The organism is Paenibacillus sp. FSL W8-0186, assembly GCF_037969765.1.
GTDB lineage: Bacteria > Bacillota > Bacilli > Paenibacillales > Paenibacillaceae > Fontibacillus > Fontibacillus woosongensis.
On the sequence record NZ_CP150207.1, the window covers coordinates 2,971,438 to 2,997,875 of the forward strand.

General features: G+C 50.9%; 23 protein-coding genes, 1 pseudogene and 1 riboswitch. Of the genes and pseudogenes, 5 read left to right on the forward strand and 19 right to left on the reverse strand.

Going from position 1 to position 26,438, the window contains the following annotated elements:
- Nucleotides 1–32: 32 nt before the first annotated feature.
- The 5 genes from mobB to MKX50_RS13375 all read right to left on the reverse strand — a co-directional run bounded on the left by mobB (nucleotide 33) and on the right by MKX50_RS13375 (nucleotide 3,991).
- Complete coding sequence (gene mobB, locus MKX50_RS13355) at nucleotides 33–560, reverse strand: molybdopterin-guanine dinucleotide biosynthesis protein B (RefSeq protein ID WP_213592262.1); 528 nt, start codon at nucleotides 558–560, stop codon at nucleotides 33–35.
- A gap of 39 nt (nucleotides 561–599) precedes the next feature.
- Nucleotides 600–1,877: a gephyrin-like molybdotransferase Glp gene (glp, locus tag MKX50_RS13360; protein WP_339157191.1), complete on the reverse strand. Its 1,278-nt coding sequence runs from the start codon at nucleotides 1,875–1,877 to the stop codon at nucleotides 600–602.
- A gap of 117 nt (nucleotides 1,878–1,994) precedes the next feature.
- Nucleotides 1,995–2,360, reverse strand: a complete 366-nt coding sequence (locus MKX50_RS13365) for a hypothetical protein (RefSeq protein WP_213592258.1) — start codon at nucleotides 2,358–2,360, stop codon at nucleotides 1,995–1,997.
- Entirely contained in the window at nucleotides 2,361–3,293 is a 933-nt protein-coding gene (locus MKX50_RS13370; protein WP_213592256.1) for a dihydroorotate dehydrogenase, read from the reverse strand.
- The gene (locus MKX50_RS13375) at nucleotides 3,290–3,991 is read right to left on the reverse strand and encodes a dihydroorotate dehydrogenase electron transfer subunit (RefSeq protein WP_213592254.1); all 702 of its coding nucleotides are present in this window, start codon (nucleotides 3,989–3,991) and stop codon (nucleotides 3,290–3,292) included. The genes MKX50_RS13370 and MKX50_RS13375 overlap by 4 nt, the downstream gene beginning before the upstream one ends.
- Before the next feature lie 177 nt (nucleotides 3,992–4,168).
- On the opposite strand from MKX50_RS13375, the gene MKX50_RS13380 reads away from it, so the two are divergent.
- Entirely contained in the window at nucleotides 4,169–4,963 is a 795-nt protein-coding gene (locus MKX50_RS13380; RefSeq protein ID WP_213592252.1) for a polysaccharide deacetylase family protein, read from the forward strand.
- A 102-nt stretch (nucleotides 4,964–5,065) separates the two neighbouring features.
- Here MKX50_RS13380 and MKX50_RS13385 read toward each other — a convergent pair whose 3' ends face one another.
- From MKX50_RS13385 to MKX50_RS13400, 4 genes and pseudogenes are all read right to left on the reverse strand, one after another.
- Entirely contained in the window at nucleotides 5,066–5,743 is a 678-nt protein-coding gene (locus MKX50_RS13385; RefSeq protein WP_213592250.1) for a 3D domain-containing protein, read from the reverse strand.
- Between the two features lie 5 nt (nucleotides 5,744–5,748).
- Nucleotides 5,749–5,926, reverse strand: a riboswitch (cyclic di-AMP (ydaO/yuaA leader).
- A 172-nt stretch (nucleotides 5,927–6,098) separates the two neighbouring features.
- Complete coding sequence (locus MKX50_RS13390; RefSeq protein WP_213592248.1) at nucleotides 6,099–6,821, reverse strand: amino acid ABC transporter ATP-binding protein; 723 nt, start codon at nucleotides 6,819–6,821, stop codon at nucleotides 6,099–6,101.
- Nucleotides 6,808–7,455, reverse strand: a pseudogene (locus MKX50_RS13395) (amino acid ABC transporter permease); the annotation flags it as partial. The pseudogene MKX50_RS13395 and the gene MKX50_RS13390, both read right to left, overlap by 14 nt.
- A 140-nt stretch (nucleotides 7,456–7,595) precedes the next feature.
- Nucleotides 7,596–8,402, reverse strand: coding sequence for a transporter substrate-binding domain-containing protein (locus MKX50_RS13400; RefSeq protein WP_213592244.1), 807 nt, complete (start codon nucleotides 8,400–8,402; stop codon nucleotides 7,596–7,598).
- Between the two features lie 405 nt (nucleotides 8,403–8,807).
- Here MKX50_RS13400 and MKX50_RS13405 point away from each other — a divergent pair, with 405 nt between their 5' ends.
- The gene (locus MKX50_RS13405) at nucleotides 8,808–10,553 is read left to right on the forward strand and encodes an alpha-glycosidase (protein ID WP_339157192.1); all 1,746 of its coding nucleotides are present in this window, start codon (nucleotides 8,808–8,810) and stop codon (nucleotides 10,551–10,553) included.
- A 76-nt stretch (nucleotides 10,554–10,629) separates the two neighbouring features.
- Here the strand turns inward: MKX50_RS13405 and glgA are convergent, their stop codons facing one another.
- Together glgA and glgB are read right to left on the reverse strand one after the other, a co-directional pair.
- Entirely contained in the window at nucleotides 10,630–12,066 is a 1,437-nt protein-coding gene (gene glgA / locus MKX50_RS13410) for a glycogen synthase GlgA (RefSeq protein WP_213592240.1), read from the reverse strand.
- Nucleotides 12,063–14,003 (reverse strand): 1,4-alpha-glucan branching protein GlgB, encoded by a 1,941-nt coding sequence (gene glgB / locus MKX50_RS13415; protein WP_244996575.1) that lies wholly within the window; start codon nucleotides 14,001–14,003, stop codon nucleotides 12,063–12,065. Before glgB ends, glgA begins: the two co-directional genes overlap by 4 nt.
- A gap of 196 nt (nucleotides 14,004–14,199) precedes the next feature.
- Between glgB and MKX50_RS13420 the strand changes: the two genes are divergently transcribed.
- Nucleotides 14,200–15,426: a glucose-1-phosphate adenylyltransferase gene (locus tag MKX50_RS13420; RefSeq protein WP_213592236.1), complete on the forward strand. Its 1,227-nt coding sequence runs from the start codon at nucleotides 14,200–14,202 to the stop codon at nucleotides 15,424–15,426.
- A 69-nt stretch (nucleotides 15,427–15,495) separates the two neighbouring features.
- On the opposite strand, the gene MKX50_RS13425 is transcribed toward MKX50_RS13420, so the two are convergent.
- The 6 genes from MKX50_RS13425 to MKX50_RS13450 all read right to left on the reverse strand — a co-directional run bounded on the left by MKX50_RS13425 (nucleotide 15,496) and on the right by MKX50_RS13450 (nucleotide 21,520).
- Nucleotides 15,496–16,029, reverse strand: a complete 534-nt coding sequence (locus MKX50_RS13425) for a GNAT family N-acetyltransferase (protein ID WP_213592234.1) — start codon at nucleotides 16,027–16,029, stop codon at nucleotides 15,496–15,498.
- Nucleotides 16,022–17,527 carry a HAMP domain-containing sensor histidine kinase gene (locus MKX50_RS13430; RefSeq protein ID WP_339157193.1) on the reverse strand — a complete coding sequence of 502 codons (1,506 nt, stop codon included), beginning with the start codon at nucleotides 17,525–17,527 and terminating at the stop codon, nucleotides 16,022–16,024. The genes MKX50_RS13425 and MKX50_RS13430 overlap by 8 nt, the downstream gene beginning before the upstream one ends.
- Entirely contained in the window at nucleotides 17,524–18,222 is a 699-nt protein-coding gene (locus MKX50_RS13435; RefSeq protein WP_213592232.1) for a response regulator transcription factor, read from the reverse strand. The genes MKX50_RS13430 and MKX50_RS13435 overlap by 4 nt, the downstream gene beginning before the upstream one ends.
- Nucleotides 18,223–18,256: 34 nt before the next feature.
- A complete protein-coding gene (locus MKX50_RS13440) occupies nucleotides 18,257–19,519 on the reverse strand; it encodes a hypothetical protein (RefSeq protein ID WP_244996573.1) in 1,263 nt (420 codons plus the stop codon).
- A 5-nt stretch (nucleotides 19,520–19,524) separates the two neighbouring features.
- Entirely contained in the window at nucleotides 19,525–20,259 is a 735-nt protein-coding gene (locus tag MKX50_RS13445; protein WP_213592228.1) for an ATP-binding cassette domain-containing protein, read from the reverse strand.
- Nucleotides 20,260–20,341: 82 nt separating this feature from the next.
- On the reverse strand, nucleotides 20,342–21,520 hold the full coding sequence (locus MKX50_RS13450) for an MFS transporter (RefSeq protein ID WP_213592226.1): 1,179 nt from the start codon (nucleotides 21,518–21,520) through the stop codon (nucleotides 20,342–20,344).
- Nucleotides 21,521–21,714: 194 nt separating this feature from the next.
- Between MKX50_RS13450 and MKX50_RS13455 the strand changes: the two genes are divergently transcribed.
- Both MKX50_RS13455 and MKX50_RS13460 read left to right on the forward strand, forming a co-directional pair.
- Nucleotides 21,715–22,629, forward strand: coding sequence for a helix-turn-helix domain-containing protein (locus tag MKX50_RS13455; protein ID WP_339157194.1), 915 nt, complete (start codon nucleotides 21,715–21,717; stop codon nucleotides 22,627–22,629).
- Nucleotides 22,630–22,666: 37 nt separating this feature from the next.
- A complete protein-coding gene (locus tag MKX50_RS13460; protein ID WP_213592222.1) occupies nucleotides 22,667–23,425 on the forward strand; it encodes an HAD hydrolase-like protein in 759 nt (252 codons plus the stop codon).
- A gap of 99 nt (nucleotides 23,426–23,524) precedes the next feature.
- Here MKX50_RS13460 and MKX50_RS13465 read toward each other — a convergent pair whose 3' ends face one another.
- Nucleotides 23,525–25,804, reverse strand: coding sequence for a DNA topoisomerase 3 (locus tag MKX50_RS13465; RefSeq protein ID WP_339157195.1), 2,280 nt, complete (start codon nucleotides 25,802–25,804; stop codon nucleotides 23,525–23,527).
- A gap of 136 nt (nucleotides 25,805–25,940) precedes the next feature.
- Nucleotides 25,941–26,432, reverse strand: coding sequence for a dihydrofolate reductase (locus tag MKX50_RS13470; RefSeq protein ID WP_213592218.1), 492 nt, complete (start codon nucleotides 26,430–26,432; stop codon nucleotides 25,941–25,943).
- Nucleotides 26,433–26,438: the final 6 nt, after the last annotated feature.

Genomic DNA, 26,438 nt, shown 5'->3' on the forward strand with positions numbered 1-26,438 from the left:
CCCCTCTGGATCGCCCAGAGGGGGATTTCTCGTCAATGATTCAATGACAGTACCGATACGATAATTAGCTTAGCTAATTCTTCAACGTCATTAATACGGTAACACGGAAGACCGGAGCCAGTCAGCACGCCGCCAGTACCATCGTTATCCAAGCATTCCCCTGCCTCCTGCCTGAATACGGCGGCGCGTATTTCCGTCAACTCCTCCAGCAGCGGAAGGTCCTCCCGACTGCGGATCAGCACAATCTTCGGATAATCCTCCTGTTTGAAACCCTCTACTATAGTCAAATCATAGGCTTCGAAATGATTGATCAGGCCGCTGAGCATCGTTTCCCGTTCTTCTATGATCGCAGTGCGCCAGGGAGAAGTAATGGCCGTCGCCACCGCTCCAGCCCGGCGGTGACGAAACGTGTCGGTGCTCTCGCGGTCCGCTTCAAATCCATGAATGTCATGCTTAATGACGGCGACCCTCAAATTCATGGCATTGAAAATTTCCAGCAGCTTGCCGATCAGCGTCGTTTTGCCGCTGTTTTTATACCCGACAATTTGGATAACCGGCATACATGCCCCTCCCCTTTCATTGTAATATTATTCTAGTACTCAGCCCCGGCTTCCTCCGGGCAGCATGAGCACATCGACGAGTTGTCCCGCCTGCACTCCTTGATTTGTAGGGGGTATAACGATGAGCACATCGCTGTCTTTGATCGTGATCATGACGCTGGATTCATCCAGCGACGCCGGATAGGCAACAAGCCGTCCATCCTCGAACGCCAGGCTGCCTCGGACAAACCGGGTAAAATTGTTCACCTTTGCATAAGTCCTGCCTAGCACCGCTTGAAATTTTGGCAGGAACGGCTCTCGACTGCCCAGCATCGCCCCGATAAACGGACGGACGAACAGCTCACAGCCGACGAAGCACGCTCCGGGATTTCCGGAAAGGGCGAACAACAGCTTCCCCTCTTTTACGGCTGCGGTAGTGACGCTCCCCGGACGCATCATCACCTTGTTGAACAACATCTCCAGCGACTGCTCCCGCACTAGTTCGGCCATGATATCATAGTCGCCAACGGAGACGCCCCCGGTCGTAATGACGATGTCATATTCGGCAAAAGCCTCCTTTACGCGCTGCCGTGCCACCGAGAGATCGTCCTCAATCGCTTCAAGCATATAGGGCTCGCCCCCGGCCTCCCGAATTTGATGGACTAGCATATATGTGTTGCTGTTGCGGATTCTGCCGTCCTGCAGCGGCTCATCGATGGCAAGCAGCTCCGAACCGGTGGAGAAAACGGCTACTCTCGGCTTTCTCGCTACAGGAACCTGGTGAATGCCGAACGTAGCCAGCACCGATACTTCACCCGGCCCGACGCGCCGACCCTTCTCCATGATTAAATCGCCTTCGGCAAGCTCGAAGCCTGCCGGTGTAATGTTTTTGCCCGGCTCGACCTCTCGTTTGATGAGAATATACCTTTTCCCGTCCTGTTCAATGGCTTCAGTCATCTCGAGCATAATGACGGCATCCGCTTCGTCTGGCACCTTCGCTCCGGTCATAATTCTGGAGGCTGTTCCCCAGCCAACGCTTGCTGAAGGTAGCGAGCCGCAGGGAATTTCGTCAATGACCTCCAGTTGAACGGGCTGGCCGCTATGGCATCCTTTCGTATCCAAGCTATGTATGGCATAACCATCCATCCCTGATCGGCGGAAATGAGGAAAAGGATGCGGAGCTTGTACGTCGCTGGCGAGAACGCGATGACCTGCCTCCAATATCGGAACAAGCTCGCTTTCGGCCGGCCGGACATGGGCCAGCACCTTAGCTTGGGCCTCCTCAACCGATACGGCGCTGCGCCGAAATTTATCTTCATTTATCTTCCCTTGCACCAATGCAAATCCTCCATTCTCCCTATCCTGCAAATAAGTTTATGTTATCCATGTTATCGCCTAGCTCACTCGAAAAGCAATGTTTGGATGAAAAAAGGAGCAACCTTGCAAGGTCCGCTCCTATTCATTACCCTGATTTGATTGATGTTCAAACCCGGTGCCTGCCTGCCGGAGCAAGAATTCCTCCATGAGACGGGAGACATGCCCGCTAATCGCGTTAATCTCCTCGCGGCTAAGCTCATCATAATGAATGCCCATGACGAGTGTGACCGTCCGGCGCAGTATTTCGGCGGCCCGCATCGCCAGTCCTTCGCTTAATACATGTTCCTTATGACCAGGCACAGCGCAAGTCTGGACATGGATCTGGCCTTCGTTCCAGTAGGCGGTTGACGACGCTCCGATATGCCGTTCTCCCCCGGAAACAATGAGCAGAATATCCTTGCCAACAGCCATCTCTTGCAGGGCAATATCCGCAAAATGTTCCATTTAAACAACTCCTCGAATCTCATCCAATGACGAGATCCCTTCTCGCTTCATAAAAGCTTGCAGCCCGTCAACCAGCTGTTCCCCGGCCCGCAAATGGACGAAATTGTGAGTCCCTACCTGAACAACCGCTGCCCCTGCCATAATATACTCGACAATATCCTCAGCGCTTTGTATACCTCCCATCCCGGCTACCGGAAGAGTGACCGCTTTGCTCACCTGATGTACCATCCGCAATGCGATCGGCTTAATTGCCGGACCCGATAGACCGGCGTACAGATTGTCAAACACGCTGCGCCGCTTATAGATATCGATCTTCATGGCAGAAAAGGTATTAACCAGAGAGACAGCATCCGCCCCTTCCTCCTCGCACATGACCGCCATTTGCACGATATCTTCGGCGTTCGGAGATAGCTTGACCATTAACGGCAGCGTCGTCGCCTGGCGGATTTCCCTGACGACCTCGCGGGCAACCGACGTCTTAATACCGTAGGCCAACCCGCCTGCTTTGACGTTCGGACAGGATATATTAAGCTCGATCATATCAACGGCCTGGTTTCCTGACACCCTGCGGCGGAGAGCATCCTCCTCGATCAGCCGTGCTCCTTCCACATATTCCTCCAGAGTATTGCCGCCCAGATTAGCGATTCTCGCAAGCTTCAAGCCTGCCCAGTACTCACATTCCCCGCGCAAAAATGACGCTACGCCCGGATTCTCCAAGCCAACGCTGTTCAGCATGCCGGAAGGCGTCTCGAATACGCGATTTCCGTGGTTGCCTTCCTTTGGATGCAGGGTCAATCCTTTACCGGAGATGCCGCCCAACCGGTTAATATCGTACAAAGAGCCGTATTCCCGGCCGAAGCCAAAAGTTCCTGAAGCCATAACGACCGGATTTTTAAAATGTACGCCCGCGATGCTGCACGATAAATCTATCATTCGAACACTACCTCCTCCGCCAAAAATACCGGTCCGTCCGCACAGGCCTTACGCCGTTGATCCCGGCATTTTACGCTGCATACGAGACAAGCCCCAATGCCGCAGGCCATGCGATTTTCCAGCGATACGTACACGTTGGCCGGACTGGCGGATTCCTGCTTCCGGCGCTGCACAGCCTGGAGCATCGCCTCCGGCCCGCAAGCAATAATGGTATCGTAAGCGTTAAAATCAACCTGTTTCAGCACAATGCCGCCCACATCCACGATCACGTTGCCGGTCGTCGCCGCTTCGAATTGCTGCACCAAGTAAGCCTCCCGGCTGAATCCCAAATACACGTCCGCAGCAGAATACTCGCAAAGCGCATAGAACAACGGAGCTGCGCCGATCCCGCCCCCGACCAGAGCGACTTTTTCTTCAGCCGGCACTTCCGGGAACCCATTTCCAAACGGGCCCTCCAATTGGAGCTCATCTCCGGGCCGCAAAGCGCTGAGTAGCTTTGTCCCTTCCCCCGCTAACTGATATAGAAACTCAATGCCTCCCTCGTCCCGGTTAAAGATGCTGAGCGGCCTGGAGAGCAGAGGATACTTATCCCATGCCCGAACCATATAGAATTGGCCCATCCGTCCCGTATATGATCCTGCAGCCTTTAATCTGAAAATGTTCGGGGCAACTTCTACATTTACCATGACAACCGCCATGCCTCTCACCTCACTAACAAATAAGCGTACCTACTGCTTCACTGCTTTATCTAAGATGCTATTTTTGCGCGGGCAAGTCTGTGACAAATAGCACACCCTTGCAGGAGCGGTCATATTTATGTGAAGTTTTGGGCATACCAGTAAATAACCATTCAGCGATCAAAGGAGAAGGTATCCATGTCCAAACTCTTCAAGGCGCCGGCCGCATGGCTGTTATGCCTGGCGCTAGTAACGGGAATGGCCCCCGCGCCTGCCGAACCCGTGTCAAAGCCGGAACCCACCTCCTCCGAACAAGCCGTAAATGCCGAAGCTAAGCCAATGACGCTGGGAGAGCTCCGGCGGAAATACTCGGAAACGTTCAAGTTCAGTGGTCCTGAGGTCAAGCAAATTGCCCTGACCTTCGATGATGTTCCCGATCCGCGCTTCACCCCTAAAGTGTTGGATATACTGAAGAAACATGGCGTCAAAGCCACTTTCTTCGTCGTAGGCAGCCGGGCGAAGAAGCATCCGGAGCTGCTGCGAAGAATTCACCATGAAGGACATATCATCGGCAACCATTCCTACAGCCACCCTTTGTTTAAGAAACAATCCGTCCAGGAATTCAAAAGCGAAATTGAGCGAACCGAGAAAGTGATCGAACGGATTATCGGTTACAAACCTCGCCTCATTCGTCCCCCCTACGGAGAAATTAACGAGGAGCAGCTCAAATGGGCCAAGCGGCAAGGCTACAAAATCATTAACTGGAACGTCGATTCCCTCGATTGGAAAGCGCTAAGCAAAGAGAAGGTCAAGCGTAACGTGCTCAGCGCCGTCGGTCCGGGATCCATCGTGCTGCAGCATGCCGGGGGCGGTACGGGTTCCAATTTGACGGGAACTATCGAGGCTCTGCCGGATATTATTAAGGTGCTGCGGAATCGTGGCTATCGCTTCGTAACGATTCCCCAGCTGCTATCTTATAAGAAAGCACTATAAGCAGCACCTGCTTGCAAGCAAAAAAAGGACATCCCTGCAGATCCCCAGATCTCGCAGTGGACGTCCTTTTTTAATATGATCTAATCATGGCTTAAATTTGTATTAATCCAGCACATATAACGTGACATCCTGATAACCAAACTCGTTAACCTTTTGCGGGCTCGCCGGAATAAAGATGTCGATGCGGTTCCCTTTGATCGCGCCGCCCTGGTCGGTCGCTGTGGCGACGAAGGCGTTCTTCGGCAAATCAGGATGGCTGTGTCCGGTGACCAGCACTTTGGTGCCCATCGGAATGACGTTTGGATCAACGGCGATCGTTCCGAGCTTCAAAGGATTTCCATAATAGTCGACAGGGCCCCATTTCCCGTTTTCGCTGGCAGCCGCAGAGTAAGCTGTCGCTTTGACCTTTACTGTGGATTTGTAGTTAAACGATTTGCCCCAGGCCTGTACGACCCGGTCCGCCGTTAATACTTTTAGCGTAGAGAGCGGCTGAGCCTCGCTTCCAGAGACGGAAAGCGCCTGCATGTTTTGTCCCGGAATCGTTATTTTTAAACCTTCGTAAATATTCGTTGCTTCTATGCTCGGATTCGCTTTCATCAGCTTGTCCAAATTGACCCCGTACTGCTTGGCGAGAAAATAGAAGGTGTCCCCATTCTTCGCCGTATGTACTGAATCGGCATATGCTGGTACGGCCTGCAGCGCACCTAACAACCCTGCTGCAATCACCGCTGACTTAATCCCCATTCCCAATTTGCGAAGACTTTTACGTTGTTTAAACATGATGCTCCTCCTTTAACTTGGCCTGCGGAGTTAGTTGTCGGATTCGGAAAAAAGGATAGCTCCCGGCGCCGGATCATCAGCGCTTCACCCCAAGACATGCCATGCTTGTCACCTTGTACTTGCATTGCTCGTCATAAGTCGTCCCCCGCACCTGCCTTGGCAGTGTTTCGGCCGTAATGAATATATCACAATTTTGTAACCTATGGGCCATGCAAATGTTACCAATGGTATTAAAACCAGGATTTATCAAGAAAAAACATGGACGGAAACCGTAACAAAAATTTAAATTATTGCAGGCAGCACCAAAAAGGCATGACCCGTGGTCATGCCTTCGCAATGCTATTCTAATTACCAATTACAAAACTTTGCTTAAGAAATCCTGCGTCCGCTGATTCTGCGGCGAACCGAACACCTGCTGCGGGCTGCCCTGCTCGATAATAACGCCTTGATCCATAAACAAGATGCGGTCGCCGACCTCGCGGGCGAAGCCCATTTCATGCGTGACGATCACCATCGTCATCCCGCCTGTCGCCAGCTCCTTCATGACTTCCAGAACCTCGCCCACCATCTCGGGATCGAGTGCGGACGTCGGCTCGTCAAACAGCATCACATGCGGCTCCATCGCCAGGGCGCGAGCGATGGCGATGCGCTGCTTCTGTCCTCCTGACAGCTGGGAAGGGTAAGCCCCGCTCTTGTCCTCCAAACCCACTTTGCGCAACAGCTGAAGCGCGAAGGCCTCTGCGTCCTGCTTCGCCTGTTTTTTCACCTGGAGCGGAGCCATCATAATATTCTCAAGCACCGTTTTGTGAGGAAAAAGGTTAAAATGCTGGAATACCATACCCATCTTCTCACGGGTTTTGTTAATATTATGATTCTTACCGGTAATAAGCTCTCCTTCGAAATGGATTTCGCCGCTGGACGGCTCCTCAAGCCGGTTCAGACAGCGCAGGAAGGTGCTTTTACCCGATCCGCTCGGCCCGATAACGACAACGACCTCGCCGCGGTTGATTTCCAGGTCAATGCCTTTTAAAATATGCAGCTGGCCGAATTTTTTATGCAAATTCTTAACGGTTATCACTAGCCTGCAGCCTCCTTTCAAAACGGCCCAAAATGCGGGAAAGCGTAAAAGTGACGATAAAATACATCACGGCAACGATCAGGAACGGCATCATGCCGTTGTACGTAATCCCTTGAACGGCGCCTGCCTGGAACATAATTTCGGTCACCCCGATAAAGGAAACGATCGACGATTCCTTGACGATGACGACGAACTCGTTGCCAATCGCCGGCAGCACGTTTTTGATCGCCTGCGGAATAATAATGAAACGCATCGTTTGACCCTGCGTCATTCCGAGCGAACGCGCTGCTTCGCTTTGACCGCGGTCTACGCCCTGAATGCCCGCGCGGAATATTTCCGCTAAATAAGCCGAGCTGTTAATGGACAGCGTAATCGCCCCCGATTCAATCGGATCAAAATTGATATCGAACATGTAAGACAAGCCGTAGTGAATGATCATCAGCTGTACTAGCATCGGCGTTCCACGTAGAAACTCAACCCAGGCATGTCCGATAAAGCGTATGATTCCCCATGGAGACATCCGGATCAAAGCGACAAACAATCCGAGAATGAACCCGAACAATACGCCTAACGCGGCAAGCCATAGCGTGTATTGCAGTCCGGTTAGAAAATAACTACGGTATTCCCAAAACATCGTTGCAAAATCAGTAAAAAAGTTCATAAGCCTATCATACCTCCAATTACAGCGCCCGTTTCGTTAAAAAACAGAAAAATAGCGAATTTGCTCCGCTATTTTCTGCCAGGTTGTCTTTTCATCGCATTGCCAACGCCAAGTTATCTAATGGACAGATCACTGGCTTCTTGTACGAATTTCTCAATGCTGCCGTCCTGAATCAGGCGATCCAATGTGGCATTCACTTGGTCCAGCAGCTCCTTGTTGCCCTTCTTAATGCCTACGACGTAGCCTTCATCCTCCGTTACCGGCTCCGCATCGGTAATGACGATGCCGTCAACATTCTTCACGAACGATTCGGCAACAGGGCCCTCGATAATAGCTACATCAACACGCCCCGAATTCAACTGCATGATGATGTCAGAAATCTTCGCCAGAGAGGTCAGCTTCGCACCGGGAATTTCCTTAGCGATGTCCTCCTGGATCGAACTCTTCTGAACGCCGATCTTAAGGCCTTCCAGCGATTCAAGCGTGGAATATTTATCTTTGTCCGCTTCGCGGGCAACGACTGCCTGTTTGGCGTTGTAGTAGATTTGCGACATTTCAATTTCTTTCGCACGTTCAGGCGTCGGGCTCAATCCGGAAATGACGATGTCCACCCGGCCGCTGCCTAGCTCATTGAGCAGGGATGAGAACACCATATCCTTGATTTCGAGCTCTGCCCCCATATCCTTGGCGATTTCTTTAGCAATTTCCACGTCGAATCCGACGATCTCGTCTTCCCCTTTGTCATTCTTGATATGGAACTCATATGGCGGGAAATCGGCGCTCAATCCAAGAACCAGCTTTTTTGCTGCCGGCGTGTCAGTTCCTTGCGAGCTGTCCTTGGTTTCTTTGGCTTGTCCGCAAGCTGCCAGTACAGTCGTAAGCAACAGCACCGCCATCAATAATGTACCCCATTTTTTCATGTCTCTCTCTCCTTGCTAAGTTATGAAAATTAATCATCGTCTCATGATTTCACTGGGCTAATTATAGATCATTATGCATATATATGCAAAAGAAATTTTCGACATTTTTCTTTCATCCTTTCTGCATCTATTATACCCACGGTCAATTGCTCTTCTTCATGTTATTTAGATCATTTCCCGAATAGAACCTATATGATTGCCATTAAAATCCACTCTTCGAACCCTCCTGTTTCATTCCTTTTATCAATAACAATGAACTTTATCACATCATCGCGTTACCTGAATCAATGATTTTATACATTATAAAACGCGGCTCATGGCCTCCTCTTATTCAGGGAATAATGGTTCATACCAAGGAAGAGTTGGTTATTAATTAGCTGTAGCAGATGTTAAGGAGGTGGCCGCATGCTGCTTGAAGCTTTGTACCACGTGCCTCGCGATAAATGGGCTTATGCTTATAATCCGACAACGATTCATTTGCGTGTGCGCACCAAAAGAGACGATATAGAGCAAGTATTCGCCATGACCGGGGACAAGTACGACTGGCAGAGGACCTATCAAGAATTGGCCATGGAAAAAGCGGCCCATGACGCGATGTTCGATTACTGGGAAATCGCCGTGAAGCCGAAATACAAACGGCTCTCCTACGCCTTTAAACTGGTTGCCGGCAGCGAAACGGTTTATATGCAGGACAGCGGGATCGGACATGAGCCGCCTACTCCGCCGGGCGAGTTGTACGAATTTCCTTATATTCATGAGATTGACGTTTTCAAAGTACCGGAATGGGCCAAAGAGGCTGTGTTTTATCAAATTATGCCCGAGCGCTTTGCGAACGGCGACCCGTCTAACGATCCTAAGCCAACGGAACCCTGGGGAGGAACGCCAAAGATCGATAATTTATTTGGAGGCGATCTGCAAGGTGTTTTGGATCATTTAGACGATTTAGTCGACCTGGGTATTAATGCTATTTATTTCACACCACTGTTCACCTCCCCCTCCAATCACAAATACGACACCGTCGACTATAAGAATGTCGACCCTCATTTTGGGGACAACGCGCTGTTAAAGCGGTTAGTCGCGGCCTGTCACGACAAAGGGATCCGAGTTGTGCTGGACGCCGTGTTCAACCATTGCAGCGAGCAATTTCCTCCTTTTCAGGATGTGCTGAAGCATGGGCAGGATTCCAAGTATATTGACTGGTTCCATATTAATGAATTCCCAGTGTCCATAAAGAACGGCATTCCCACTTACGATACGTTCGGATTTTTTGGCAATATGCCGAAATTCAACACTGCGAATCCTGAAGTGAAGGAATATTTGCTTGGCGTAGCGGAATATTGGATCAAAGAAATCAATCTTGACGGGTGGCGCCTTGACGTCGCCAATGAAATTGACCATCATTTCTGGCGCGATTTCAGAAAAGTCGTCAAAGCGGCCAATCCGGATGCTTATATTATCGGAGAGGTCTGGAGCGATTCCCTCAACTGGCTGCTCGGGGATCAGTTCGATTCCGTCATGAACTATCCCTTCGCCGACAAAGTGCTAACCTTCTTTAACGGAGGCATGGACGGGTACAGCTTCTCCAATGAAATGGGCTCGCTCATCATGCGTTATCCGCAGCAAACCAATGAGGTTATTTTCAACATGCTGTGCAGCCATGATACGCCGCGGCTGCTGACCAGCGTAGGACATGACAAGCGTAAACTGAAGCTCTGCGTCGTCTTTCTCTTCACCTATATGGGAACACCATGCATTTTCTATGGCGATGAAGTCGGTATATCAGGAAATGGCGATCCCGATTGCCGCAAATGTATGGTCTGGGATCCTCATAAACAGGATCGCGAGCTGTATGATTTCTATAAACTGATGATTGCTCTGCGTAAGAAACACGCCGCACTGCGCCAAGGCCGCTTCCGCTTCCTGCATGCGGACATTCATGATCCCTGTATCATTTACGAGCGGCTCGACGACAAGGTCCATTTTACGATCTGGATGAACAATACCGGTAAGAAGCGTACGCTGTCGCATCCGATGGACACGAACGACTGGTATGATGCTCTGACAGGCGAACGCGTGATGCCGGACAAAGGCATCATGAATATCAGCCTTGATCCGTTTGGATACCGCATACTGTGCCGTATGCTGAACTAGCTGGCGTGATCTGCTGGAAACTACAAATCCCCCAACTCCTCGAGTTGAATCGAAGGATTGGGGGATTTGCCGTTGTTCAGGCATCTCTTGCAACTCGTTCATAGATATCGATATATTGCTTGGCCGACACCGCCCAGCTGTAATCTCCTGCAAAGGCATTGCGAAGCAACTGTTTCCAGTGATCCTGCTGATGATAAAATTCGATGGCCCGGCGCAATGTGTACAGCAAATCGTGGGCATTGAAATTCGCAAACGTGAATCCGTTCCCTTCTCCGGTCGCCTCGTTGTAGGACTTCACCGTATCGTTCAACCCTCCGGTTTCACGAACGACCGGGATACTGCCATAACGCAGCGCCAGCAGCTGGCTAATTCCGCAGGGCTCGAATTTGGAGGGCATCAGGAACAGGTCGCTGCCCGCATATATTTTCCGGGACAATGCGTCACTGAACAGCAATTGCACCGACAGCTTTGAAGGGTGACGATGCGCCGCTTCCCTGAACCAATCCTCATACGCCCTGTCGCCTGTACCAAGAATGACGAATTGAACATCGTCAGAGGCCAGCCACTCGTCCAAAATGCGGATGACCAGATCAAGACCTTTCGGCTCAACAAGCCGCGTAACCATCGCTACGAGAGGCGTCCTGGCAGATACAGGCAGACCCAATTCCTCCTGCAAAGCCTCCTTATTCTCCTGCTTTTTCTTTGCGCTTGACTTGTACCGGACGGCCAGTACCTCGTCTGTCGCCGGATTGTACAGCTTCGTATCCACGCCGTTGACAATTCCCGACAATCGGTCCCCGAGAGAACGGAGCAGTCCATCCAACCCGTAACCGTAATACGGTGTCTTGATTTCCTCCGCGTAAGTCGGGCTTACTGTTGTAACGTGATCTGAAAACACCAAGCCTGCTTTCATAAAACTTACAGCACCGTTATATTCGACGCCCTCCGGCGTATAATAAGTGTGCGGCAAGCTCAGCAGGTCACCAAGCACCTCGTCAGGAAATAGCCCTTGATACAGCAAATTGTGAATCGTGAATACGGTACGAATGCCAGCGTAATTAGGTTGATGGCGGAAGTGTTCCTTTAGTAAAAGGGGAATCATCGCGGTGTGCCAATCATGACAGTGCAGTACGTCTGGCCAGAAATCGATCGCAGGCAGAATCTCCAGCACAGCCCGGTTCAAAAATGCAAATCTCTCCCCATCGTCCCAGTAGCCGTACACTCCTTCCCTGCCAAAGTAGTATTCGTTATCGATAAAATAAACCGGGATTTCCTCCCAAGCCAAATACTCGATGCCACCGTACTGCCGGCGCCAGCCAACGGGAACTTCAACCGCCCCCCAGTGTTCAAGGAGGTCACTGTAAGCAGCGGACATATCCCGGTACTTCGGCAGCACGATCCGGACATCGTGTCCGGCCTCGTGCAGCGCTTTAGGCAATGCTCCAATGACGTCGGCAAGGCCACCCGTCTTGATGAACGGCGCAACTTCCGCCGCGGCGAACAGAATCTTCATTTCTTCTTCGTCCTCCTCTTCGCTGAAGCAGTTTGTCGCTTCAACGTCTTCTTCCAAATCGTCATACTTAGGGGAGCTATATCCATGACTACGCTATGGGACTGCTCATGCCAAGGTATTTTAACAGAGGCCAGGTTAGTTTTTATCATTGTCCCGTTACCGCCGAAGGCCAGATCGTCACTGTTGAATATAAGCGTATATTCTCCTGGTTTAGGCACGCCTACACGGTAGTCCGTTCGCGGGACGGCCTGAAAATTAATGATCACAAGCAGCGTATCTCCCGCTTTCTTGCCCTTGCGCAAGTAGCAAATCACACTTTGAGCGGCATCATGCGGGTTGATCCACTGGTAGCCGTCGAAGGAATGATCCAGTTCCCACAGTGCCCGCTCCTGCAAATACAGCTTGTTCAAAGCAGCCGTGTATTCCAGCATGCACCGATGCGAATCATAATCCAGAAGGAACCAGTCCAGCTGGTCCTGATCCTTCCATTCAATGAATTGCCCAAACTCACCGCCCATGAATTGCAGCTTCTTCCCGGGAGAAGTAAGCTGATACCCGCGCAGCAGCCGCAGCCCGGCAAACTTCTCTTCGTAGCTGCCCGGATTTTTATCCAGCAATGATTTTTTTCCATGAACAACTTCATCATGTGATAAAGGCAAAATGAAATTTTCCGAATAAGCGTAACAGATCGGAAAGGTTAGTAAATTGTGATGGCTAGGCCGCTGCTGAAATTGTTTCTCGACATATTCGAGCGTATCGTTCATCCAGCCCATATTCCACTTGTAGTTGAATCCAAGCCCGCCATCCTCGATCGGCGCAGTCACAAGCGGCCATGCACTGGATTCCTCTGCCATCATTAATGCGTGAGGATAATACTGGAATACAGTACGGTTGAGCTGCCGCAGAAAGGATATCGCCTCGACATTCTCAATGCCGCCCTGATCATTCAGCCGGTACTGACCAGCCTGCTTCTCAAAATCGAGACGGATCATGCTGGTGACCGCATCGACGCGAAGACCGTCAAAATGGTAAACATCCATCCAATACAAAGCATTGGAAATGAGGAAGGAACGTACTTCCGGCTTCGAGAAATCAAAGCTGAGCGTTCCCCAGCCCGGCTTCTCAGCCATTAGCGGATCGCCGTATTCGTACAGCGGTGTCCCGTCGAACATACGCAGCCCGTGAGCATCCTTAGTGAAATGTCCTGGTACCCAATCCAGCAGTACCCCGATGTCCGCCTGATGGCAGCAATCAACGAAATACATGAGATCCTCAGGCTCGCCATATCTGCTCGTAGGCGCAAAATAACCAGTAGCCTGGTAACCCCAGGACAAATCGTAAGGATGCTCGGCGAGCGGCATGATTTCAATATGGGTGTAGCCCATATCTACGACATAAGGAATTAACTTGTCAGCCATCTCCCGATAAGTGAAAAAATCGCCGCCGGGTTTTTGCCTCCACGTGCCGAAATGCACCTCATAAATGTTTAGTGGTCTCTGAAACGGCACTCTGTTCTTGCTTCTCCACTTTCCGTCATTCCATTTGTAGCCTGACAATGATCGCACAATCGATGCCGTCGCCGGTCTGACCTCCGCATGAAAGGCATATGGATCAGCTTTTAGGAAAGTATCACCGTCTGGTCCCGTTATTTCATACTTGTAAAAAGTTCCTTCTTCAACACCGGGGAAAAAGCGAGTCCAAATTCCCGAATCGGGTATCTTATATAATAAATCGTTCTGCCCACTCCACTCATTCCAGTCCGACGCAAGGCCCACACGAATCGCATGGGGTGCCCACACGGTAAATCGGACACCTGTACGGCCGTCCTCAACCGCCCGATGCGCACCGAACGTGAAATAACTGCGATACAGCGTACCTTCATGAAATAAGTAAATATCGCTTGCTGAAATGGCTTGCTTGGACGATCGCTCTGACAATAACAAGGAATGATCACCTGCTTTTCTAAATGTTCCAACAACTAATTTACCCATTTATTTCCGGACTGAATAACGAATTTCTGGTTGAAAAAATAAAATGTAACTTTTCATCCATTTTATCTTCTGATCGTTTCAAGGGCTGCACATCTCGTTTATGTAAGTACTACATTGAAAATCCACAGGGAGGGAAAACGACATGAACAAAAAGGATTGCATTGCCATGCTGTTGGCCGGAGGGGAAGGCCGGAGATTATCTCCTCTCACGTCCAAACAGGCTAAACCGGCAGTGCCATTTGGCAGCAAATACCGTATTATCGATTTTCCTCTCAGCAATTGCGTAAACTCAGGAATCGATACCATCGGTGTTCTGACACAATATGAAGCAGATTCACTCCACCAGCATATCGGAGACGGCGAGGCATGGGGATTGCCCAGAACGGAGAATGGCGGAATCGCTTTGCTCCCTTCTTATGGCAGGGACAATACCGGAAACAATGAATATGTAGGCACCGCCGATGCCATTTATAAAAACATCGAATACGTGGACCGCTATTCACCCGATAACGTCCTTATTTTGTCTGGTGATCACATTTATCACATGGATTATCGCGAAATGCTGAAATCCCATATCAAGCAAGGAGCTTTGGCGACCATTTCCGTTATGCCGGTACCCTGGGAGGAAGCCCATCGTTTTGGCGTCATGTCTATCGACAAACAGCAGCGGATTACAGAATTCGCCGAAAAGCCGGAGCAGCCAGCAAGCAACCTGGCCTCCATGGGTATTTACCTGTTCAAGTGGGATTTCCTGAAGCAGCATTTGATCGAAGATGCTAATGACCCGCACTCCAGCCATGATTTCGGCAAAGACGTCATCCCTAAAATGCTTGCCGGTTCCATGCCGCTGCATGCCTATGAATTTAAAGGGTACTGGCGCGACGTCGGTACTGTCCAAAGTCTGTGGGACGCTCACATGGACCTGCTGAGCGGCAGCGACTGGACGTTTCCGAATGAGCAATGGCCGATGTATACGCGTGAAATGCGTACGAAGCTGGGTTCTGTCAAAACCCGCAGCGCGGAAATTAAAGCATCCATGGTTCACGATTGCTGCACCCTCGAAGGCTGTGCTGAACGTTCGGTCATTTTTGGCGGATCGATCATTGGCCGCCATACTAAGATTAAGGACAGTATCGTCATGCCGAACGTTGAAATCGGCCGCAATGTGCTCATTGAGCGAGCGATCATCGGCGAAGGTGCCGTTATCAAGGATGGAGCGGTGATCAAGGGAACCGCACACGAAATCATCGTGATCGGTCCTAACGAGACCGTGCTGGCAAAACCTGCCGTCCGTACCCAGCCTTCCCGCTTACTCAAGGAAGTATACGACAATACGGCTCGCTTGCGGGCAGAAGGACTGTCATCCTAAGAAGCTTTGTCCAACTCCATATTCTATGTATATAACAAAGAGCGGATCCTCATGATCCGCTCTTCAACATTACTGCAAATTTAAATTCATTTCATACAGGTTATAACCCCTGCCCTGCTTCTTGCCCGTGCCTTTATGAACGAATCCCATGCCGGCGTACATGCGGTTGAGCTTTGCATTGCCGTCCCAGCAGTCCAAGCGTAATGCTCTTCTGCCGAGCTCCTTCGTTCGCTTGGCGGCCCATGCAATCATCGCTTCCCCCAACTGCTTGCCTCGCCAGGAAGAGCGGACCGTTAACCGGTGCAGATAGCTGCAGCCTTCTTCATTCAGCGGCCCCCAATACTCGGGATCGCTGCTCTGCAGTGTAAACATCCCGACTGGCTGATCCTCACGTATAAGCAGGTAAACTTCCCGTTCGGCAAAATACCGATCGATCTCCGCTGCCGTAAATTGTTGCGGATTCCATTGCTGCACGCCAAGGGTTGCCATCCACTCCGCCGCTTCGATCAGCATCTCGCGGACGGTATCCTTGTCCTGTGCAGCGGCAAGCGCAATCGCAAACGATCCGTGCGGTGTAGTGATCTCTTCCCATAAATTATGCATCCTCGTTCATCCCATCTTGACCCATTTGTTCCTTCCCAGTTAACAGACCCGAAGTATCCGCCCTTTCCGCCGTTTCCGCGCCAGAGCCTGCTTCCCCTACCATTTCCAGCAGAGGCAGCGTAACAGATACGGTGGTCCCTGCACCGAGCTCGCTATGGATTTGCATTTCACCCTTATGCAGTTCGACAATCTGCTTGCTGATGGCCAGCCCGAGCCCCGTGCCGCCCCGGTTATGATTCACTTGGAAGAAGCGGTCGCTCACTTTGCCTAAATGCTCTTCACTAATCCCAATTCCGCTGTCGATCACTTGCACGAGAGCCGTACTGCTATCTTTTAAAGTGATGACGAGATGAATCCAGCTGTTTTCATTTGAAAATTTAACCGCATTATCCACCAGATTCAAAAATACCTGCTTCAGACGGTTGCCATCTCCAACGACAATCACAGGACGCTCCGCGCGATCATCCAGCTTCAGCTGGATCTGCTTCTGCTCGGCCTTGGCCCATACGTTAAGCATTGTCTCCTGCAGCAGCTCCTTCAGGTTCACCTTACCGATGACAAGCTTCATCTCATTTTGCTGGAGCTTGGAGAAGTCGAGCATTTCCTCGACAAGGCCGATCAGCCGTTCCGTCTCTTTAGAAATAATCTGCATGCCGATCTTCGTTTCTTCCGGGTCGAAGCCGCCGGAGGTTAATGTTTCACTCCAGCCTTTGATGCCGGTCAGCGGCGTTCGCAGCTCATGGGAAATCGACGAGATGAAGTCATCCTTGATCTGGTTGCTGCGGACAATTTCCTCGGCCATATAGTTCAAGGTCGCCGCCAGTTCTCCGAGCTCGTATTTATAATTTCCTTTAATCCGCGCATCGAATTTTCCTTTAGCCATCTGCGCGGAAACAGCCCTAATGTTATTAATCGGTTTGACGATCGAGTTGGCGAGACCGATGCTGAACAGCGTCACCAGAGCCAGTACGGCTGAGCCAACGCCCACGGAGAGCAGCGTCATGTTCATCAGCTTGGCATTAACGTCCTCCAGGGAGGTAACATACCTGACAATATAGCGGTTCTCGCCACGGACTTGCAGAGGGGTTGATACGGCCATGACCCATTCTCCAGTGGCCTGCCGCCCTACCCATTTGCCGACGCCTCCGGCGACCGCCTGCGGCACGTCGCTCGTCTGAATGGGCTTGTCCGCCTGAAACTGCGTGCTGCTGGCCTTCACCTCGCCCTTCCGGTTTAAGACCATCAGCTCCGTATTATCCAGCTCGAACGTGCGGAGAATCTCCGTGAAATAGTCCGGATCCCTCTCTGCATAGAGCTTCACAAATCTCTGGAAATAATCCGTTGTCCTTGTAGCATGGTTGGACATATGGTTCTCGATCGTTTGGTAGTAATATGTCCGCAAGGCGAAGGCAAATATGACTTCAACCATAAACAGGGTTACAAATACTACGATGAAATAATGCAGGACGATTTGGCGCCCGATTCCTTTTTTGATCATTGCCCCTCGCCCTTCCACTTATAACCGTGCCCCCATACGGTTTGCAGGAAGGCCGGTTCGGAAGGGTTGTTTTCGATTTTTTGACGCAGTCTGCGAATATTTACGTCAACAATTTTGGGGTCGCCCATATATTCCTTGCCCCAGACATGATCCAACAGCAGATCGCGGCTCAGCGGCGTGTTCTCCTTCTCCAGAAAATACTGAATAAGTGAAAACTCAGTTGGGGTGAGCTCGATAAGCTGTCCGCTTTTCTTGAATTGCTTGCTGATCAAATCGAGTGTGAACGGCCCAGAGGTAAAGGATACCTTCGCGCTGCTCTCCCTGTACACATTCACCCGTCTTAGCAAGGACTGGATACGGGCAATGAGTTCAGTCGGACTAAACGGCTTGCTGATGTGGTCGTCCGCTCCGACGGAGAGAGCATATACCTTATCCTGCTCCTGCACCTTGGCCGTTAGAAAAATGATGCCGATCCGTTCATTCGATTCCCGGATTTTGCGGCATACCTCGAAACCGTCGATTCCCGGCACCATAACGTCCAGCAAAGCGATATCGATGTCCGGGATGCTGTTATACCGGTCCAATGCCTCATTGCCGTCCGCCGCCTCGATTACTTCAAAGCCATTGCGCTTCAGGTTGATCACGATAAAGCTGCGGATGGATTCTTCGTCTTCCAAGATTAACACTTTGCTCAACTTTGCCTTCCTCCCTTTTGATTGCATGAAGCGATTATCGCTTAATTTCTTTCTCGCCTTTATTCACTCTTAAATCGGTATGGCTAAGGAAACCGATCACTTTATCATTGTCGCGCGCGAGCAATTCCCAGTCTTCCTTGAACTGCTCCCACTCCGCTAAAGAGAAGAAGCGGATTTCCGCGAGCGTCGCATTCGTATCGATATCGATGAAATTGATATGTTCATCCTTGATGGATTTAATATCGATCGTTACTTTGCCCCACCATTCCTTCGGAAGATTGAAATAGAACCGGCCTTCCAAATCCATATATTGCTGCATAACAAAAGTCAAACCATTGCTCGGATCCCAGCGATAATACGAGAACAGCCAAGGAATATCGTCAAAGGCGATGTATTCCCAGCCTCTCGGGGTTTCCAGCATGCCGATTTCTAGAATACCGTCATCATTGACATCACCGCTCATGATCTGGTAATCCTTCAACGTCGCACTCTGGTCAGGTATGAGATCTACAAGCTGACCGTCTTCCATCACAATAATGATAGAATATCCGGAATGCTCGCCCGAAATAGCGTCAAGAATAATTCCGCGCTTATCCGGCGTAATGTTGCCATGAACAACGTTGTAATAACCGCTTACCGCATCATCGAGCTGCAGCTTAGCCAACTCCTGAAATGATTGGTCATATTGATAAGTCGTTATCGTCGTATATTGATCCTTCCTGAGCGATACAACTGTAATATCAAGCTGGCCGTCATCATTCAGATCATCGATGATGAAATAGTTATATGGAAGCTCCAAAATCCGCTCCACCGAGTTTCCCGTATAGGAATAGACGATTAAGCCTTTCTGGGTTTGCTTCTCCCCGCTCGAGAACCCGGCAACGATATTGATCTCACCGTTCCCGGTCACTTCCTTGAGTTCAAAGGATTCAAGCACCTGGCCTTCTCCATCGAATCTGACCTTTGGTATCCACGTATTGTCCCGGTTTTCCAGAATCAGACCATGAACCTTGACCTTCTCCATCGGTGTCTCGTAGAAAACCACCGCTTCCATGATGCCGTCCTTGTTGAGATCGACCACCCGGATTGAGCTAATGTCCGCCGCGTCGCGAGGCCGAATCACCGCACCTTTGAGTTCGGCGTTGATGACGCTTCTCAGCGTCTCTTTATCAGAGCTTAGCTCGGGCGTCTTCATCAGCAGCTTCGGATCCATCATAAAGTTGCATCCGCTAAGCACAAGCAGCAGCAATGCGCTTCCCAGAAGGGGAAGCCATCTGGTTAAATTCAATCGTATCACTCTCTTCATGCTAAGTCGATTTGCCGCTTCTCTTCGCCGGTTAGACGTCTTCCCTTCACATCTAGCTGGAGCTGCCCGTCGTAAATGCCCCAAATTCTCGTACAGTACCGCTCCGCCAGCTCGATCGGCAGCGCCGCGATGACCGTCTTTCCCTGTTCGGTGCATAAACTTTTGAGCGTAGTCATGACTTTGTCCGCAGAGTGTGGATCCAGTCCGATGACCGGCTCATCCGCCGCAATAAAGCCCGCGCCGTGCACAAGCGCCCGGCAAATCGCCACGCGCTGCCGTTCACCGCCGCTTAAATTGCCCGCTTTGAGATGCGCTTTGTCCAGCAAGCCGAATTTCTCCAGCTCGTCCATCGCGCCCATATAATCGTCCGAGCGAACCATGCCTGTCAGACGCCTTAGCAGCGATGTCTGTCCGGCTTGGCCGATCAGCACGTTTTTCAGCGCGGTTTTCTCGGGGTTAAGTGTAGGATTCTGTTCCAAGTATGCGCATTTGGAACGAAATTTTCCCGCTCCCTTGCCGCCGCCGCGAATGACTGATTTGCCATCCCAGGTATAGTCTCCATCATTCCAGCTTTCCCGCAGGGCGAGGCATTGCAGCAAAATGCTCTTGCCGCTTCCACTGGGCCCGATTACTCCGATCATTTCTCCCGCTTCAAACTCGGCGCTAATCCCGTGCAGTACTTCTTTGGTATTGCCTTCTACCGATTTCTTGAGGTTGTTCACCTTAAACATGTCGATTCTCCTTTGGTCAATGCTTCTCTTCCTTTAGTTTATTGGAAATAGCTCTGAAAATCCATTACACCATGTTCATAATTTATGATTTATTCCCAGCTTCCGGCCGAAACAGCAAACCTGCCACCGAAAATGTCAAATAAAACAAACCGAGAATCACGAACAGCAAGCCGGCCGAACCGAAATGCATGGCAGCTCCGCCCAAATTCGGACCCGCGATGCTGCCGATATTAAAATGAATGGAAGCAATCACGTTGGCCGTAGGAAGCAGATGCCGCGGCAAAATATCGGCTGCATAGGCCAAGCCAAGCGAGAAAAACGAACCGACCAGGCCGCCGGTAAGCATGAAGATCACCAGAAGTCCAAAATAATCGCTTCCTATTAAAGGAACGATGAGGAATAGCAGGCCGCCCAGGCTTCCCGCAATCATAAGAATAATTTTACGTCCATACCGATCGCTTAAGTAGCCTAGCGGCAGCTGCAGAATCAGTCCGCCGATACCGAAAAACGGCAATAATGTAGCTATTTCGCCTGCGGTCAGCCCCGTGCGCAGCCCATAAATCGGGAAATTGCTATTCATCGCAGCCTCCATATAGCCATAGAGCACCGACGGAATTAATGCAAACCAGGCCAAACGGTATATTCGCAGCGTTTTTCGTGAGCCGGAGGCTTTCCCTTTTCCCTCGTCCAGTTTGTCAGGCATCGTATCCGGCATTTGCAGGTATACGAGTAAGGCAACCAAAGCGAACAGAATGGCGAGCAGCAGGAACGGGACAAGCTGCCCGTAAGGCAGCAGCCGGATGGCCAGCGGCCCGATAGAAAATCCAATGCCGTAAGACATCCCATAGATGGAAATATTTCTGCCTCGCTGATTCGGAGGCGTGATGAGCATCATCCAGAGCTGGGATGCAAAATGCAGCGCGTTGTCGCCTATGCCCACCAGCAGGCGGAGGATAAACCAGACTTCGAGATTCGAGATCAGCGGAAATAGCGGAAGTGCCACCATAACCAGCACCATTCCCCCGAGAATCAGCTTCTTGAAGCCAATCCTCTCCAGCACCTTTACCGCGACAAGAGACATCCCGAAGGAGCCGATGTAAAGGGCAGCCGCATGCAAGCCGTTTACGGAGGAGGAGATCCCCCGCTCCTCCATAAATATGGATAGAACGGGCAGAAGCAAGCCCTGGCTTAGTCCAGCGGCAATAATGACTAAGATCAGAATAAATACTGGTGAAAACAAGCGTTTGTGATGATATTCCATAGATGTAGTTCTGCTCCTTCGCTAAAAAGAAAGAAAATCGTCAACAGATGACGACTTTCCACAATCATTTGTAGGTTATAATTCAAATCAGGCATTCCACCCGGGCTTATAACAATAAACATTATAGTAGACAATCTCATAGCAAACAAGCCATAATGGATATGGATGTAAAGATGTCAGGGAGGTTTCTTGTCATGACATACAATGTCAAAGTTGACGTTTCTCCAATATATGAGCTCATCAGCAGCTTCATAGTATTTACGACCCGCAAATGGGTGAATAATCTGGATGTAGGACTGGAGTGGCTGGAAGATATCGGCTCCCGTTTTAACCTGGATGCACAGCAGGCTTTCGCCGCTGCCGCAAAGTTCCCTTTTTCCGATTACGATGTGCTGTATGCCTGGGCGATGGATCGTTCCAGCCATAGCATCGACGCCTTTCTCGACGACCTGGAGCATGCCGCAAATGATACTCTTCACCATAGTATTAAATCCTATATTCCCGATATGAATACTAAAGAAGTCGAGCGTATTCGCAGTAGTTATGTCCCGCTGCTTCGGAAATGGAATGATTTGTACTTTATCGATGTTGCTCCGCAATATACGCCTCTCTTAGAAGAGGATGCAGCCGAGAAATCCACCTTATTGCATAAAATGGACCCTGAAGCGCTCGTAGAATACGCCTCAGGCGGAATCGTTCTTGAAGCGGGGCTGCCAAGCGAACAGGTTGTGCTTGTCCCATCCATACATTTCCGGCCCATCAATACCTATTGCTTCTATAACGGTGCACTGCTGATCCAATATCCGATCGATATTCCTGAGCTAGACGAAGACGAACCGCCGACATGTCTGCTGCGGCTAACGCGGGCACTGGCCAATCCAGAACGCCTTCGCCTGCTCCGCTATGTCGCTAATGAACCAAAATCACTGCAGGAAATGGTCAGTAACCTGCACGAATCCGAAGACAAGCTGATGCATCATCTGATGCGCCTGCGCGTGGCTGGCTTGCTTCGCGTACATCTCGTCGACGTCGATACGGAGAAATTCAGCATCCGGCCGGATGGGGCAGCTGAGCTGCAAATGTTTTTGGAATCCTATATCCGGTTATAGTAATATTGTTTCCCGCTGTACAAAGGAGTGACCTGTTTTGAGTGATACACTGCGCCAGCAAATCATTTTTGATCTGGACGACACACTGATTTACTGCAATAAATATTTCGATCAAATTCTGGAGCGATTCGCTGACCAGCTGTTGGAATGGTTTGGGGCAGAGCGGCTTACGGCACGTGAAATCCTTGCCAAACAAACAGAAATTGACGTTGCCGGCGTCAAGAAGCTGGGCTTCGTTAGCAGCCACTTTGCGGAATCGCTCGTGGACACGTACCGTTATTTCAGCTCATTAATCGGCCGTGAAACCAACCTGATCGAGGAGGAGCATCTATCCCAGCTTGGCATGAGCGTATACGACCAGGAAGTAGAGCCCTACCCCGGCATGGTGGAAACGCTCAATTTGCTGAGCGAGCAAGGCCATGAGCTGAACTTATATACGGGCGGCGACGAGTCGATCCAGCAGCGCAAAATCGAACGGATGAAGCTGTCCTCGTACTTTGGCGACCGAATCTACATCCGCACGCATAAAAATGCCGAGGCGCTGGAGGAAATTTTACGGTCGCGGCACTTCAACCGCAGACGCACCTGGATGATTGGCAACAGCCTCCGCACGGATATTGCCCCGGCGGTAGCCGCGGGAATTAACTCGATCTATATCAAGCATCCTACGGAATGGTCCTATAATCTGGTTGATATCAAGCAGCCTGCAGATACGTCGATGTACACGATATCCTCCTTGGAGCAAGTACCCGGCATTATCGCCGAAAGCCTGGCGATGACGATCCGGAACAGGTAAATTGCCTCAGGTTTCAAACCGTTATTTACAAACAGAAATCAGGTTGCCTAACTCTAGGCAACCTGATTTCATTTTTGGTTTTTGATAAACGCTTGCAGACTATTCTTCGGCCCGCTGCAAATCCAGCTTCCCGCTCATGGAATCGGCGAGCACGATCCGCGCCTTGAAATCGCCTTCGGGCTGCTTGAAGGTCAGCAGCTGCGTTTGACCCTTGCCGGCCAATGAAGTCAGCATATTCACGGAAATATTCTTACCTGCGTATTCCTTCCAAATGACAAATCCGCAGCCTTGTTTATAATGCGTGCAGCCATACCCTTTGCGCCCTTCGATAAGCTGGCCGCCGCAGCCCTCCCGCGGGCAGGGCGCAAGCGGCTGCAATGAGCCTGGCGCTGAGCCGCTTACGCGTTTTTTCTCTGCCGTGTCCGGTCTTTTGAGTTCGTTTCCTCCGCTCTGTTCTGAACCAGACGCCTTGCGCTGGGCCGAACTTTTCGCTTTCGGGCCTTTCCCGCGCCCGCCCTTCCGCTCTTCCTCCTTGATCTCGAATAGGGAAGCATCCGCCTTTGGCTGGACCCGGACTTTATCGATGATCGACAGCGTGAAGCGCTTGACGTTCTCCATGAATTTCTCTCTGGCCGCCTCACCCTTCGAAATTTGGTATAGCCTGCGCTCCCACTGCCCGGTCATCTCCGGCGAGGTCAGCAGCTCGATACCGGCATGGCGAATGAGCTCGATGGCCGTCCTTCCTTTTTGGGTTACGGTAATCCGCTTACCCTGCATCGTAATGTAACCGACGTTTTTGAGGCGTTCAATCGTCGCGGCCCGTGTAGCTGGCGTGCCGAGCCCTGCGTCTTTCATCGCGTCCCGCAGCTCCTCGTTCTCGAGCTGCTTCCCAGCGCTCTCCATCGCTTTCAGCAGCGTCCCCTCCGTATAAGCCTTTGGCGGCTGGGTAGCCTTCTCCTTCGCCTGTGCATCCAGGCACTGAACTGGCTTATCCTTCTCGACGTGGAACGGTTCGCTAACCAGTTCTTCCTGCTCCTCTTCCTCATCCTTCTTCTTCCCACGGCTGCCAGCCCGCGGATCTTCAGGCTGACATACTTTCCAGCCCAGGGATAGCAGTTCTTTCACATTCGTCTTGAAGGTTTCGCCGGCAACCTCGGTGAGCACGGTATGCTGCTTGTACTCCGCAGGCGGATAGAAATGCGAGAGAAAGCGGCGAATCACCAGATCATACACATTCTGCTCTTCCTTGCTGAGCGTCCCGGCCCGCCGAAGCGTCGGCAGGATCGCATGGTGATCCTCGACCCGCGCCGGGTTGCAGACCGATTTATTGCCTACGTGCACAAGCCTAGGATTCGCCCCCTCCACCAGCTGCTGGTAAGGACCGGATTTGAGCATATGCAGTGCTTTATGCATCCCGTCGATATTTTGCTCTGTCACATAGTTAGAATTCGTCCGGGGGTAAGAGATCACTTTATGCCGTTCATAGAGCACCTGGGCTAGATCCAAGGTCTTCTTGGCCGAATAGCCGTATTTGGCGTTCGCGTCACGCTGCAGCAGCGTCAAATCATACAGTTTGAACGGATATTCCTTCGTATCCTTGACCTCGTACTCGCTAATCCGGCCTGCCTTGCCCCGCACTTTATCCGCGATAGCTGCCGCCTTCTCCGCATCTGTTAGACGATCACCCTGCCAGGTCCCCGTATACTTGCGGCCAAGCTGCTCCAGCTCCGCCTTAATTTCATAGTAGGTCAACGAATCAAAGCTCTCGATTTCCTTTTGCCGGTCGTAAATAAGCGCCAACACCGGAGTCTGCACCCGGCCGACGGACAGCAGCGTACGATGCTTAGTCGTAAAAGCGCGCGACGCGTTCATGCCGATTAGCCAATCCGCTTCGCTTCGCGCTCTCGCCGCCTGCGTCAAATTCTCAAATTCCGCCTCCTCATGCAATGAATCGAAGCCCTTCTGGATACTCTCCGCCGTCAAATCGGAAATCCACAGCCGCTTAACGGGCTGCGTCAGCTTCAGCTGCTGTTGGATCAAAGCGAATATGTACTGGCCTTCCCTCCCGGCATCGCAGGCATTGACGATGCAATTACAGCGCTTGGCCACTTCGCCGATGGTCTTCAGCTGATCCTTCGTTCTCGGATTAGGCACGATCTTGAATCGATCGGGCAGGATCGGCAAATCGCCGAAGTTCCAGCGTTTGTATTTCTCATCATAAGCGTCCGGCTCCGCCAGTCCTAGTAAATGGCCGATCGCCCAAGTGATGATGTAATTCTCGCCTTCCAAATACGATCGATTATTTTTCGCTCTCGGTTCGATGACGGCAGCGATCGTTCGACCCATGTCCGGTTTCTCTGCGATTACGAGCGTTTTCATCGGTTAAGCCGCCTTTCTATTACAATTACGTCTTCATTTCCTGTCATAGCCAAAACAAAGAGCTGCGCTCCGCGCAGCTCCGATGCACACTCTATTATATCATATTTTAGAAGATTGCTGGTTTAATTTCTATTCTTTAGCCCTTGCGCCGTTCATAGATCATAAAGCGGTGATCATATACATTTTTCTCATCCCGAATACCAGGGATCTCCTCGGCTAAGGCAAACTGCGACCAGTCCAGCGGCGGAAAATGGACGTCTCCTTCAAACGCTGCGTCGATCCGGGTAACGAACAAACGGTCGGCATGCGGAATAAACTGCCCGTACACGCTGCCTCCGCCGATAATCATCAAATCAACGTCCTTCGCAATTTCCAAAACCTCGTCTACTGAATGCATTACTTCGGCACCCTCAGCTTTATATGAACGGTCACCCGTCAGTACGATATTCCGGCGTCCAGGAAGCGGCCTGACTCTTAAGGACTCCCATGTTTTTCGGCCCATGACGACCGTTTTGCCCTTAGTGTTCTGTTTAAAAAAATTCATGTCGTTTGGCAATCTCCAGGGCAAATCATTGCCCTTCCCAACCAAGCCATTTTGATCCATGGCCCAAATTAGCGAAATGCCCATATAGCC